13 protein-coding genes are annotated in these 14,184 nt (G+C 37.3%); all 13 read right to left on the bottom strand.

Features of this window, described 5'->3' with window-relative positions; translation table 11 throughout:
* Position 1 precedes the first annotated feature (1 nt).
* Positions 2-913 (bottom strand): glycosyltransferase family 2 protein, encoded by a 912-nt coding sequence (locus QZ738_RS02395; RefSeq protein ID WP_293784006.1) that lies wholly within the window; start codon positions 911-913, stop codon positions 2-4.
* A 29-nt stretch (positions 914-942) separates the two neighbouring features.
* Complete coding sequence (gene gmd / locus QZ738_RS02400; RefSeq protein ID WP_293784008.1) at positions 943-2,055, bottom strand: GDP-mannose 4,6-dehydratase; 1,113 nt, start codon at positions 2,053-2,055, stop codon at positions 943-945.
* Positions 2,056-2,075: 20 nt separating this feature from the next.
* Complete coding sequence (locus QZ738_RS02405) at positions 2,076-4,427, bottom strand: tyrosine-protein kinase (RefSeq protein WP_293784011.1); 2,352 nt, start codon at positions 4,425-4,427, stop codon at positions 2,076-2,078.
* 12 nt (positions 4,428-4,439) lie between these two features.
* Positions 4,440-5,246, bottom strand: a complete 807-nt coding sequence (locus QZ738_RS02410; protein WP_293784014.1) for a polysaccharide biosynthesis/export family protein — start codon at positions 5,244-5,246, stop codon at positions 4,440-4,442.
* Between the two features lie 157 nt (positions 5,247-5,403).
* A complete protein-coding gene (locus tag QZ738_RS02415; RefSeq protein WP_293784017.1) occupies positions 5,404-6,144 on the bottom strand; it encodes a CpsB/CapC family capsule biosynthesis tyrosine phosphatase in 741 nt (246 codons plus the stop codon).
* A gap of 491 nt (positions 6,145-6,635) precedes the next feature.
* Positions 6,636-7,919, bottom strand: coding sequence for a nucleotide sugar dehydrogenase (locus QZ738_RS02420; RefSeq protein ID WP_293784020.1), 1,284 nt, complete (start codon positions 7,917-7,919; stop codon positions 6,636-6,638).
* Between the two features lie 458 nt (positions 7,920-8,377).
* Positions 8,378-9,238, bottom strand: coding sequence for a glucose-1-phosphate thymidylyltransferase RfbA (gene rfbA, locus QZ738_RS02425; RefSeq protein WP_293784023.1), 861 nt, complete (start codon positions 9,236-9,238; stop codon positions 8,378-8,380).
* A 72-nt stretch (positions 9,239-9,310) separates the two neighbouring features.
* Entirely contained in the window at positions 9,311-10,168 is an 858-nt protein-coding gene (gene rfbD, locus QZ738_RS02430) for a dTDP-4-dehydrorhamnose reductase (protein ID WP_293784026.1), read from the bottom strand.
* A complete protein-coding gene (rfbC, locus tag QZ738_RS02435; RefSeq protein ID WP_293784029.1) occupies positions 10,165-10,713 on the bottom strand; it encodes a dTDP-4-dehydrorhamnose 3,5-epimerase in 549 nt (182 codons plus the stop codon). The genes rfbD and rfbC overlap by 4 nt, the downstream gene beginning before the upstream one ends.
* Complete coding sequence (gene rfbB, locus QZ738_RS02440) at positions 10,713-11,765, bottom strand: dTDP-glucose 4,6-dehydratase (RefSeq protein ID WP_293784033.1); 1,053 nt, start codon at positions 11,763-11,765, stop codon at positions 10,713-10,715. Before rfbB ends, rfbC begins: the two co-directional genes overlap by 1 nt.
* Positions 11,766-11,980: 215 nt before the next feature.
* Positions 11,981-12,544 carry a DUF3109 family protein gene (locus QZ738_RS02445; RefSeq protein ID WP_293784335.1) on the bottom strand — a complete coding sequence of 188 codons (564 nt, stop codon included), beginning with the start codon at positions 12,542-12,544 and terminating at the stop codon, positions 11,981-11,983.
* Positions 12,545-12,546: 2 nt separating this feature from the next.
* A complete protein-coding gene (locus tag QZ738_RS02450; RefSeq protein WP_293784338.1) occupies positions 12,547-13,320 on the bottom strand; it encodes a DUF3108 domain-containing protein in 774 nt (257 codons plus the stop codon).
* Positions 13,321-13,613: 293 nt separating this feature from the next.
* Positions 13,614-14,129, bottom strand: coding sequence for a DUF2480 family protein (locus QZ738_RS02455; protein ID WP_293784036.1), 516 nt, complete (start codon positions 14,127-14,129; stop codon positions 13,614-13,616).
* Positions 14,130-14,184 lie beyond the last annotated feature (55 nt).

Raw genomic sequence — 14,184 nt, forward strand, 5'->3', positions numbered from 1 at the left:
GCTATTTGGAAGTTAAATTTCTCGCACTGGCGAGAAGCATATAAACTAATGTGGTAAGTGTTTTAATATTGAATGAAGCGAGCGACATCGACTTGCTAAAATATAAGTAGGATAGTTTAAACAAACCCATCTTATAAAATTCAGTACCAAAGTATCTGTAATAATTTTCCCAGACCTTATTATTTACATTTTTTTCCTTTGCTAATTCAGCGTAAAGCTTAATAAATACGTTATAAGCTTTTTTATACTTGGAAATATTCCTGGATATTCCATTTGCATTAATTCTGTAAAATGCCAGGCTAGATTTGATGTATCCAAATCGATAACCTTTTAGTCCAACCCTTATCCACAAATCAACATCCTCAAATGTTTTCAGATTAGTGTTGAACTGCCCGGCTTCAACAAATACCTGTCTGGCCATCATAACAGTTAATACCCCAATATTGTTCTTATAAAGTAACTGGGGTATTAAATCGCCACTGTAATGATAAAGATGTTTTGAAATAAAATCAGCTTTAAAATGCTTTTGAACATCGTCGTAAAAAAATGAAAAACCGGTGTGGCTGATTTCAAATTCCTTATGTGCTAGATGAAATTCATATTGCTTTTGCAATTTGGTTTCATTCCAAACATCATCTGAATCCAGAAAAGTTATCCACTTTCCCTTCGATGCCTCGAAACCTTTGTTCCTGGCATTTGGAAGTCCTCCATTTTTATCCAGATCGACGATAATTATCCGTTGATCTGTAGCTGCATGCTTGTTAGCAATGTCTAAACTTGCATCTGTTCCACCGTCAATAACAATTATTAACTCCCACTCTTTGTAAGTTTGGCTAATAACCGATAATACTGCTTCTTCAATTGTTCGTGCAGCATTATATGCCGGCATTATTACAGATATCAATTCACTCATTATAAAAATACGAGAAGCTCTAAATCATCTTATTCAAATTGATTATTGATCTTATATCCATGAGATTTTAGTAATTTCTGTTTGTGAAAATGTTCCACGTCTGCAGCCACCATCTCTTTTACTAATGCAGCTAAATCATACTTTGGTTCCCAACCCAATTTAGTTTTTGATTTTGTTGGATCGCCGATAAGCAAATCTACCTCTGTAGGTCTGAAATATGCAGCATCTACACCTACAACCTCTGATCCGATTTCTAATTGATAATCTGGGTGATTACATGCAGCTATATATCCTTTTTCATCAACACCTTCTCCTTTAAAATCGATTACAATTCCAACTTCTGCGAAAGCCATCCGTACAAACTCACGCACCCGAGTGGTAACACCTGTTGCAATTACAAAATCTTCTGCAATGTCCTGTTGTAAGATTCTCCACATCGCCTCAACATAATCTTTGGCATGCCCCCAATCACGTTCAGCGTCAAGATTTCCTAAAAATAATTTCTTTTGCAGGCCCTGAGCAATTTTTGCAACTGCGCGGGTAATTTTACGGGTAACAAAAGTTTCACCCCTCAATGGGCTTTCGTGGTTAAATAAAATACCGTTACATGCAAACATACCATAGGCTTCGCGGTAGTTTACGGTAATCCAATAAGCATACATTTTAGCGACAGCGTATGGCGATCGTGGGTAAAAAGGTGTCGTTTCTGATTGGGGAACGGCTTGAACCAATCCATACAATTCTGATGTTGACGCCTGATAGATTCTAGTTTTTTTCTCTAAACCTAAAATCCTTAATGCCTCTAAAAGCCTAAGCGTTCCAATACCGTCAGCATTTGCTGTATATTCAGGGGTATCGAAACTTACTTTAACATGGCTCATTGCACCAAGATTATAAATTTCGTCAGGCTGAACATCCTTGATAATCCTAATCAAGTTAGTAGAATCGGAAAGATCTCCGTAGTGTAGTTTAAACCTTACATTTTCATCGTGAGGATCTTGATATAAATGATCGATACGTTCTGTATTAAATAAAGAACTTCTTCTTTTAATTCCATGAACCATGTATCCTTTTTCAAGCAATAGTTCAGCTAAATATGTACCATCCTGACCTGTGATACCGGTAATTAATGCAATTTTCATTTTCCCTTTTTTTTTAAAATCTACCTAAATATATTTTTTATTCTTGCCATGAAACCTTGTTGAATATTTTCCCCATAAGTTCCATAACCATAGCCATAACCATAATATTTACTAATAATATCGTTAACCACTATACCCATATTTTTCATTTTTCCACTGCTGTAAAGTTCTTCTACAATATTCAGTTGGTTCTTTTGTGTTACTTTTTGTCTAACCAGATATAAAATTGCATCAGAATATTCTGATAGAAGCTGTGCATCGGTTATAATTCCAATAGGAGGCGCATCCATAATAATATAATCAAATTGCTCCCTTAATTCTGCTATCAAAGTTTTGGTACTTTCACTCATCAATGTCTCTGCAGGATTAGGTGGCAGAGGGCCGGAAGAGATGATAAACATATTGTTATTTATAGATAATGGTTTTACAATATCTTTAACCTTAAGATCCGGGTTAATCGTATAATTACTAAATCCCACATCATTAGAAATATCAAGTTTAGCGGATAATCCCGGCTTTCTTAAATCAAGCTCCATCAATACCACTTTCTTGCCGGCCAAGGCAAGAATATTACCAAGATTAATCGCAGTGAATGACTTACCTTCACCGCTCATACTTGAGGTTAGCAGTATTACTTTTTCATTCTTGGATTTTAGGTAGAAAGAGAGATTTGTTCTTAAAGCCCTAAATTGTTCAGAGATTGCAGACCGGCTCTGATTAGCTACAATTAGGTTATCGGATGACGTATTGTGACTGATCTCTCCAATAACAGGTACCCTTGTCAGATTTGTAATTTCATCTTTAGTGTTAATGCTGGTACTAAGTAGTTTTTTTCCAAATATAACGATAAGTGGAAAAACCAATCCCGCAATAAGACCTGCAAGATATATTACTTTCTTTTTAGGACTAATCGGGTATACCTGAGCCTTTGGCGGATCGATGGTTTTTGCTATAGAAATATTAGAAGTTTTGGAAATTGCCGTTTCTTCAGCCTTCTGCATTAAAAATATATAGAGTTCTTGTTTAATTCCCTTGTTTCTGGCCAATTTCAAGTAATTCTTCTCTATTTTAGGTACACCCGAAATCTGACCCTCGGCATTTGTTAACTGCTTACGTAATCTATTTCTGGTTAAAATTGATGATTGCTTACTGCTCTGAATATTTGATAAAATAGATTTTCTTAAACCTGCAATTTGTGCATCTAAACTTTGAATAAACGGGCTCTGTTCTGTTACACTCATTAACTGTCTTTCCCTATCAATTAACAAAGCATTGTATTGCCCCATTAAATCGCTAAAAACCATATCTGATGGGATTAATGCTGAAGGGAATATTCTTTTGCTCTTATTATCATCTCTAAGATAAGATTCAAGTTCCGACAAAATACTTACCTGTGTTTCAATTTTGGCTAACTCAGTTGAGAAATTACCGGTATTTTGAACTAGCAGTTTACCTTGCTCGCTCATATCGGCTAACTTATTTTGCTCTTTAAAGTTTTCCTCCTGGTTTTCTACATCACCAAGTTCGGAAGCAATAACATTAAGTCTTTCTTTTATAAACTTATAAGTACTATCGGCTATTGCATTTTTATCACTCAAATTGGCAGCCGTATATTTCTCAATTAAAGTATTTAAAATATCCTCTCCTTTATTTTGCAGGGGATAAGCTAATCCAAGATCAACAACTGTTGAAAGCTTATTGGATACTGAAACAGTAAGCTGAGACATTAACGAGGCTACACGATCATCTACTGAAGTTATCATTGCCGAATATTCCTTATCATCCAGCTGCATGAACTGATTGTTGGAAATTTCGACAATACCTACACCGTTTATGGCAATCTGCTCGTTCCATCTTACCTCTTTTTCAAAGTTTTTGATACTCACTTTAATTTTATCACCCTTAATCTTCGTTATAAAAAGTTTGGTAGTTATGATCGTGTCAACGGGTTTTAGAATATTTATTTTAAAGGGTGCCTCATAAAGTTCACGACTTACAAAATCCAACTTTTTTGAATAGATAATATTAAGTTGTTTCTGTCTCACCACCTGCTCCATTAAGAACCTGGTTTTTAAGATTTCGATTTCATTATCTACAGAATTTTTAGAGCCTAACAAACCACCCAGATCCATAAGTGCACCACTTTGCTTGCCTAAAGAGCCGCCCTTTTCGTTATCATTTACTAAAATTTTAGCATTTATCTGATATACAGGCGGAGTATATCTGGTATATAGAAAAGCTACAAGAAGACAAATAATTATACTCGTAACAAACCAAATCCATTTATCCAACAGATTGTTAAAAATATTTTTCAAATCAATTGACTCTTCGCCGTTATCTTGGATTACGTTTTTCGTAGACAGGTTATTCATTAAATATTATCTTTATTTGAAAGTTGAGAACGCTAAAACAAGAACAGATAACACTGAGGTAATAATGCCTATTGTTTGTATTTGTGGTGTATTATTTGCCGAAACTTTAGCCTTGTTTGGCTCAACATAGACAACATCATTTTGTCTTAAATAGTAATATGGGCTATTAAAAATATCAGATGAATTTAAATTTAGCCTTGCGAATTCCTTTTTTCCATCATTATCTCTTATTATTAAAATATTGTCTCTTTTACCATAAATGGTTAGGTCCCCGGCAAGACTTAAAGCATCCAAAATAGTTACCTTTTCATTTGGTAAAGTATAAGCCGAAGGAGCATTCACTTCACCCAAAACGCTGATTTTAAAATTAGCAAAACGCAATTGAACATTTGGTTGTTTGTAAAATTCACTAGCTTTTTCACGGATTAGTTCTCTGGCCTGATAGGTTGTTAAATTGGCAACTTTTACTTTTCCAATAAGGGAAAGCTCTATTTCGCCATTCTTATCAACTAGAAAACCTGTATTTTGGGTTGAAAGGCTGTTGTTGGTGTTTCCGCCTAGCGTAGGAGTAGATGCAGCCTGATTAACAATGGAGCCACTTTGGGGATTTAAAGTGAATATATTGATACTAAGAACGTCATCTGTTTGAATTGTTGGCTCAGTATATTTGGTTGCTCCCTCCAATTTAGCCTGATTTACTGTTTGAATATCCTGAAAGTAAGTGATTTTTTTATTACTAACACAGGAAGAAATTAGGACCACAGCTAATAATAAAACTGTTAATGTTGTCCACCTTTTTGAATTATTTATTTTGTTCATAGGTATATATCCGTCTAAAATGAAATTGACCATTTTAAACAGCTTGCAAACTTAATCATTTAATTGTAATATCTAAAAACGTTATTATTTAGAAATTAGAATTAAGAGAAATCAATTTTAAATTATTTAGTATTTATATGTAAATCAAAGATTTCGATTAAGCATAAATTGAGCCAAAAATTTCCTGATTTTTAAAAGGATAGTTTCCCAAAAACTCATATAATCTTCCAGATTGCACGGCGTCTGTTAATGTACTTAAATGTTTATTGTGATGAAGGTCAGTTCCTGCCAGATCATACATTTTTTCCTTTAGCAAAACCTCTGCCAGTTGCTTAACGTCTTTCCCATAATAACCCATGATAGAGAGCAGATTTAATTGGAGCAAACAGCCTTTTTCCTTAAATCTTTTTAATTTACTTTTATCCTTAAAGTAAAAGGTATACCGTTCGGGGTGGGCTAATATGGGTTTATAACCTTTAATTTCTACATCAAAAATGGTTTGACTAATCCCCGGAGTTTCATTCAAATAAGACATTTCGATAAGAAGGTGTTTTGAATCTAAGGGACATAATTGTTCATTCAAATTAAAATCCTGATCAACCATATACTCTGCACCAGCGCTTAGTTTCAAAGAAACATTAGCTTTATCCATCTCTTGTTGTAGTGAATCTTTTGCACTAAAGATTATTTCTTTTGTATTTGGATACAACTCTTGGTAGATGTGAGGTGTAGCGATTAGCTGATCAAACCCCAGTTCCTGTAAAGATTTAACAAAATGCAAAGATGTAGATAAATCTGGGGAACCGTCATCTATGCCGGGTAGGATATGAGAATGAATATCAACACCTAACCAGGAAATATCAGTAATTTTATTTTTTTTACTAAAAAAGTTAAACATTATTATAAGGAAATATTAAATCAATTGCTTGACTATAAAGTTAACGAATCACCTCAATTCATTCGAAGACATCCATTAAACGAACTACTCTACAAAAAAGTCTATCAAATGAGGTAAATCTAACCTAATTCATTGGAATTATCAATAAGCAGTAGACTAAAACAGACAAAAAGTAGAAATAATGCCGAAAGAACAACTTGTAACTCTACAAAGGTAAGACTTATAATAATGATTTAATCTGTAATCGCCAAAGTTTCTCAGTTATTTTAATTCTCCAGTACAGTCCTACCAATGAACCTCACACCATCCGAACCCTTTGTTACCTTATTCACTAATTTTTATTCGCTGTTTGTTTACTGTTTCTTTACCTTTTAGGTAATAAAAAGGTAAAGAATGGGTAAGCCAGGGGTAACCATGGGGTTAACATGGTGCCTAGAAAGGGTAAACAATTGGTAAAGGATAGGTAAATAAATATTGCGTTATTTCGGATATTATAACCTTGCGTCTGTCAGATCTCTGTTGATAAAAGATTTAGTATCAAAAATTATAGTACCTTGTTCCCTGAATCTTTGGTAATCAATTTCTAGAAATTGCTGATGAGCCACTGCTAAAATAACCACTTCATAATGTTTGAAATTGTTATTTTCCAGCATCTGGATATGATATTCTGCTTCTACTTCAGCTGCATTGGCCCAGGGATCGTACACATCTACCTGCATACTGAAAGATTTAAGTTCTTTATAGATATCAATTACCCTCGTATTCCGGGTATCCGGGCAATTTTCTTTAAAAGCGAAGCCCAGAATGAGTGCTCTCGCGCCATTAATCACCTTATCTTTTGCCACCAACATCTTAATCACCTTATTGGCAACAAACATGCCCATATTATCATTCACTCTTCTGCCAGACAGAATTACTTCAGGTTTGTAGCCCAAAGCTTCTGATTTATGGGCCAAATAGTAGGGATCAACTCCAATGCAATGTCCACCAACCAGGCCAGGTTTGTAATTGAGAAAATTCCATTTGGTGGCTGCAGCGGCTAATACATCTGCCGTATCAATTTCCATACGGTCGAAAATTAAAGCCAGTTCGTTGACGAAGGAAATATTGACATCCCGTTGTGCATTTTCTATCGCTTTGGAGGCCTCAGCCACTTTAATGCTAGGTGCCAGATGCGTACCAGCAGTAATAATGGAAGCGTAAAGTTGATCGATCTCGATCGCAATCGTAGGGTTAGAGCCTGAGGTGACCTTTTTTATTTTGGTCAGGGTATTGATTTTATCTCCCGGATTGATCCGCTCTGGCGAATAACCACAGAAGAAATCAATATTATATTTTAGACCCGAAATTTTCGCTAATACAGGCACACAATCTTCTTCGGTGCAGCCCGGATAAACAGTCGATTCGTAAATAACGATATCATCGGCTTTTAGTACGCTACCCAACATCTTGCTAGCCGCGAGTAGAGGTGCCAGATCTGGCCGCTTAAGGTGATCGATAGGTGTGGGGACGGTAACAATATAGATCGTACACATGGCCAGATCAGCCAGGTTAGCACTCAACGTTAATCCACTATGCTTATCCGTCGAAGAACAGACCAATTTAAGGTCTTCTAAATTCGCTTCGTGGGTGCGGTCTTCTAATTGTTTTAGCTCTTCGACACGATTATCGTTCGTATCGAAACCAATAACCTTATACTTTTTTGCAAATTCGATAGCCAGCGGGAGCCCAACATAACCTAAACCTATAATCGCAATTTGCTTGTTTGTATTCATTTTTACTTCGGTGATTGGGCAAAGATAAGATAAATCAGTAAAGCTTAATTCTTTTAACCACAGCGGACGCAAAGAGAATGCGCGAAGGACACAGCGTTGGATGGAGCGCAATGCTTAAATGAACTTACATTTCTTGCATGGTAAAAATGGCATATATGCATTTTAAACATCCATCGCTGCGCTAGCATTGACAGACTCCTATACGAAAACTCGTCATCTCGAACGAAGCACCGCAAAGTGTCCGCCTGTGCGGACAGGCCTGTCCGTACAGGCGGGGAGAGATCTTTAGGTCAAATTAAATTGGAAATAGATTTCTCGACTACGTTGCACTTCGCTCGAAATGACGATACTTGGAGGAGAATTAAATTATGCCTAAGTCGACAGCCAACTAAAAATAGATCGTCGATAAACACTTTTGCATTTATCGGCGATTAATAGGCGTAATATTTTTAATAAATTTACTTAATCTGCTTCAGCAAGTAACTGCCATAGCCGCTTTTAACCAGTGGCGTAGCAATGGCTTTTAATTGTTCTGCATCAATGAAACCCATGCGATACGCAATCTCTTCTATACAGCCGATTTTTAAGCCCTGACGCTCTTCAATGATGCGTACGAACTCACCAGCTTGCATTAAGGAAGCAAAGGTTCCGGTATCCAGCCAGGCAGTACCGCGGCTCAGTACACCTACCTTTAGTTTTCCACGCTCTAAATACACCCGATTTACATCGGTAATCTCATATTCGCCACGAGGAGATGGCTTCACATTTTTAGCGATTTCAACAACCTCATTGTCGTAAAAGTATAAACCCGGAACAGCATAATCTGATTTAGGTTGTTCAGGTTTCTCTTCGATGGAAATCGCTTTTTTGTTTTCATCAAATTCAACTACACCATAACGCTCCGGATCTGCCACCTGGTAGGCGAATACGACTCCCCCCTCTGGATTGGTACTTTCCTGTAATAACCTGGACATCCCATTTCCGTAGAAAATGTTGTCGCCCAAAACTAAAGCTACTTTATCTGTTCCAATAAAATCGGCACCAATGACAAAGGCCTGAGCAAGTCCGTTGGGTTCTGCCTGTACGGCATAGCTGAATTTACAGCCCAGCGACGCACCATCACCTAATAATTTCTCGAAATTTGGCAGATCGTGCGGGGTAGAGATAATCAAGATTTCTTTTATACCAGCCAACATTAAAGTAGATAGGGGATAATAGATCATCGGTTTATCGTAAACCGGCATCATTTGCTTGCTACAAGCCAAAGTTAAAGGATGCAAACGAGTACCGCTGCCACCAGCTAAGATTATACCTTTCATATTCGTATTAGATTTGAGATGTGAGACATTAGATTTAAGAAGAATGGCGTTATCTCAACATCAGTACTAGTTCTATTTATTAATTTGTTTTATACACTCCACCAAACTATCCCTCCAGTAAGGAATTTCGAGATTAAAAGTTTCTTTAATCTTGGTTTTATCCATTACTGAAAATGCCGGCCTCGTAGCTTTAGTGGGATAGGCTGAGCCTGGAATAGGATTTGCTTTTACCTGTGTATTGCTGATATCGAAAATCGCAGTTGCAAAGTCGAACCAAGAAGTTACCCCTTCATTGCTATAATGGTATATACCATAATCTGTCGATGAAGACGTTATGATATCAAAAATCGCATTTGCTAAATCTATCGCGTAAGTAGGTGTACCCACCTGATCTGCGATGATATTTAATTCATCACGCTCAGCACCCAGCTTTAACATCGTTTTTACAAAGTTGTTGGCATATTCGGAATACAACCAGCTGGTACGGATAATAAAATGAGCAGGTAATACTGAAGTAACCGCTTTCTCACCGTCTAATTTAGTTACGCCATACACATTGATTGGCTTAGCTTCATCCTCTTCTTTAAGCAGTTTCACCACATTTCCTTCGAAAACGAAATCGGTAGAAACATGTACCAGTACTGCACTATTGGCTAAACAAGCGGAGGCCAGATTAGCCGCTCCGGTTTCATTAATGGCTTTGGCCAGATCAACTTCGTCTTCCGCTTTATCAACAGCTGTGTAGGCTGCACAATTGATGACATATGCTGGTTTTTCTCTGGCTAAAAGATTATTTAAACCTTCTGCATTTAAAATATTGGCATCCTGCTCTGCCGGAAAAAAAATTTCGGTGATTCCTCTTTGTTCTGCAACTGTCTTTAAACACTGGCCTAACTGTCCACCAGCACCAATTACTAATATTCTACTCATATATGCCGTAATTCTGCAAATGGTTTTAAAAGCATATCTTTTTCGGAGATGGATTCCATTCCGGCTGGAATTAGCCAGTCAATATTCAGGTCAGTATCATTATAGATCACCCCTGTTTCCGAAGCTTTGTTATAAAAATTATCACATTTGTAGAGAAACTCTACCGTTTCGCTCAATACCGAAAAACCGTGTACAAATCCACGTGGGATATACAACTGCAATTTATTTTCGGCACTTAAACGTACCGAAACATGTTGTCCGTAAGTTGGAGAACCCGGACGTACATCTACCGCAACATCCAGCACTTCTCCCTTAGTTACCCGCACCAGTTTCGCCTGTGCAAAAGCACCGGTTTGCGCATGTAAACCACGGATGACGCCATAGGAGGAATAGGATTGGTTATCCTGTACGAAGGCCCCTGAAAGGCCGGTTTTATCTTCGAAAGTCTGCTGGTTGAAACTTTCGAAAAAATAACCACGTGCATCATCAAAAACCCTGGGTTTTAAAATCAGACAGTCTTTTATTCCTGTTTCGGTAATTTCCATTATTTGTTGCTGTACTGTTGCTCGTAATAAGATTGATAGTTGCCTGAAGTAACATTATTCAACCAATCTTCATTTTGTAGGTACCAATCAACCGTTTTAGCCAAACCTTCTTCAAATTGTAAACTTGGTACCCAGTCTAATTCTTTTTGCAGTTTAGTAGAATCAATAGCATAACGCAAATCGTGGCCGGCACGGTCGGTTACATAAGTAATCAATTTAGCTGACTCTCCTGTTTCACGACCCAGTTTTTGATCCATAATGGTGCAAAGCAAATTAATCAGATCGATATTTTTCCACTCATTATGGCCACCAATATTATAGGTATCACCGGTTTTAGCATTATGGAAAATCACGTCAATTGCTCGGGCATGGTCTTCAACCCATAACCAATCGCGTACATTTTCTCCTTTACCATAAACGGGTACAGGTTTGTTGTTTTTGATATTATTAATGGCTAAAGGAATCAGTTTCTCAGGAAAATGATGTGAACCATAATTGTTTGAGCAATTAGAGATGACACAATCCATACCATACGTATCGTGATAAGCACGCACAAAATGATCAGAACTTGCCTTTGAAGCTGAATATGGGCTATGTGGATCATAAGCTGTCGTTTCAGTAAACATGCCTTCTTCGCCTAATTCACCATAAACCTCATCGGTACTTACATGATAAAAACGTTTTTTGTCGTAATCACCTTTCCAAAATTCGCGGGCGGCACTTAATAAGTTTACCGTACCGATTACATTCGTCATTACAAAAGCAGTTGGATCAGCAATAGAACGGTCTACGTGGCTTTCTGCTGCTAAGTGAATTACTGCGTCGAAATTTTCTGCTTTAAACAGCTCAAACATGGCCGTAGCATCGGTAATATCTTGTTTTACAAATCTGTAATTTGGCTTATTTTCAATATCAGTTAAGTTAGCTAAATTGCCTGCGTAGGTCAATTTATCTAAATTTACAATCTCATATTGAGGATAGTTATTGACAAAACGGCGAACTACATGGGAGCCGATAAAGCCCGCGCCACCAGTGATTAAGATTTTTTTCACAGTTATAAAATGAATTTCAGTCGGCTAAAATAAGTTAGATTCAGGCAAAAAACAACTTGAGTCTAACACAAGCAGTAAACTAATCAAAATCGGATGGCATAACTTGACTCATTTGTTCGCCGGCAAGATCAAAATCTATAGATGATATTATAGGTGTAATAGATAAGCTTGACTCATTTATAGATCAAGAATTCCATAGCACAGCCACATACAAATTACATCGCCGCTACCGAACTTTCCAATTCTTTATACCACTCCTCACCATACCTACGGATCAATGGTCCTTTCAGGAAACTATATACCGGCACTTTAAGCTCGCGGCCAAAAGTACAGGCATCATGGCAGATATGCCAGCGGTCGTAATTCAGCACCTCAAATTCCGGATACTTAGTGATCCGAATAGGGTATAAGTGGCAGGAAATCGGCTTCTGCCAATCTACAATGCCCTGCTCATAAGCTTTTTCAATCGCACATTTGGTAATGCCACCTTCGAACAGCACATAAGCGCATTCTTTATTTTTATCTACACAAGGCGTAGTTAAATCACCATCTTCGTCCACCACGTAGACCCCTTGTTCCTCAATTGCTTTAATGCCCTTTTCGTTTAACAGGTGTTTTATTTTCGGATAAATCTCTTCCAGAACCGCTTTTTCGTCATGATCCAATGGGGCACCTGAATCGCCTTCTACACAGCAGATTCCCTTACATTTGCTTAAATTACAAACAAAATTTTCCTTTAATACATCTTCGTGCACCAGCACCTGTTCAACTTCTATCATCATTATTCTTTTGCTAAAGCATATTTCAGCCCATCGGCCGATTTTAATTCCATGGTTACGGCACCTACCAATATCTCAACCTGGGCCTTCACCGGCACCCGGTTCCCATCATCGGTTACCCAAAGGTATAACCGGCTGTCTTTTTTAAAGATACGCCCAGGTTTAATAGAAGGGCTAAATTTCAAACAGCGGATATTGCCTAATTTACTCTTTACTGTTTCCTTACCGATATATTCAACCTCAAGTGCTGAAATCTCATCGCCCAGGAAATAGTTCAGCTTAAACTTATCCCCGACTTTTATTTTGCTCATATCCAGGCTCCGGGCGAAATAATACGCCGAAACCAGGTCAAAGGTCTGGTTGGTTGGTGTGGTAAAGGTACCTCTATTCGAAACAACCTTCTTTCCATCCTGATTAAAACGAGCCTTATCCTGTCGTTTATAACTGGCCTCACGGATATTCTCCTGATAGAAATAGGGTAAAAGATCAGTTTTATCAATGTAAGAATCGTAATGATCCCTGATTTTATAAAAAATATCAAATGTTCCCGAAGTCTGCGCATCAACCGTAAGTTTATAGGTCGGTTTATTATCAAACTTTAAATCAGAATTGGTCACTTTAATCGTAGCTTCTGCCGCGGTAATAAAACCGTACCTTAGTTTATATTGTAATACTTCACCTTCCTGAAATACAGGCTCTTTTTTCAAAGGGAGTTGCTGAGCCACCGATAGTAAACTACACAGACCAGCTGTAACCGTTATCAATAATTTTTTCATTGCTTTTGTACTCATTTGTGTGTGTTACGAGGAAAAAACCTTTTTTTAATCATATGGTTAAATTTTCCCTCTATGAAGATATACAAAAAGCCAACCAAAATTTAATCTTTCTCATATTCATGCTTACAAAGAGATCGATTAATAATATCCCGTTTGAAACACACTTCTGATATTTAAGCTTAGAGTCGTCACCCTGAATTCATTTCAGGGTCTATTTTGAATAAAAGATGCTGAAATAAATCCGATAGCTATCAGATCAGCATGACGATCGCTTGAAGCTAGGGGCTTAAAATTTAATCTTTTCTTTTATAAACAGGCACCGTAGAGCAAGGCTCACCAAACATAATACTTTTTACTACGGGAGTAAGCAGATTAGTAACTTCTACATAGGCAGCAACCGGCACTTCAACATCGCCACATCCTTTTACCACCACACGTTCATTTGCGTAATCCTGGGGATTGATTTTAGCCAAGGCTTTGGTAAATAGAACAGCTTCCAAAGTATTTAAATCGCCAAAAACCACTTCGTTTGCATAGGGCTTTAGTTTATTGGCCAGCAACATATAAGCCCAGGTGGGTACAATGGCATCCGCAGAGCAAGTGATGGCTACATTCTTATCCTGATACTGTGCCCAATCATGATCCTTTATAAACGCCCGGAAATCTTTTTCCCTTAGTATTAAACCGTGAAAGAGATTATCTACAATATCATATACCACCCTTTCGCCTTTATGATAAAAATCCTCAAGGTTTAGGGTAATTAAACCACTATTGGCTACTTTATTGATGATGTTTTCCTGAATTTCCATGACCTTAAATAAAAAAACCGTCCCGATTGATCATCGGAACGGTTACAAAATTACG

The sequence above is a fragment of the uncultured Pedobacter sp. genome (genome assembly GCF_913776295.1).
In the GTDB taxonomy this organism is placed as follows: Bacteria; Bacteroidota; Bacteroidia; order Sphingobacteriales; family Sphingobacteriaceae; genus Pedobacter.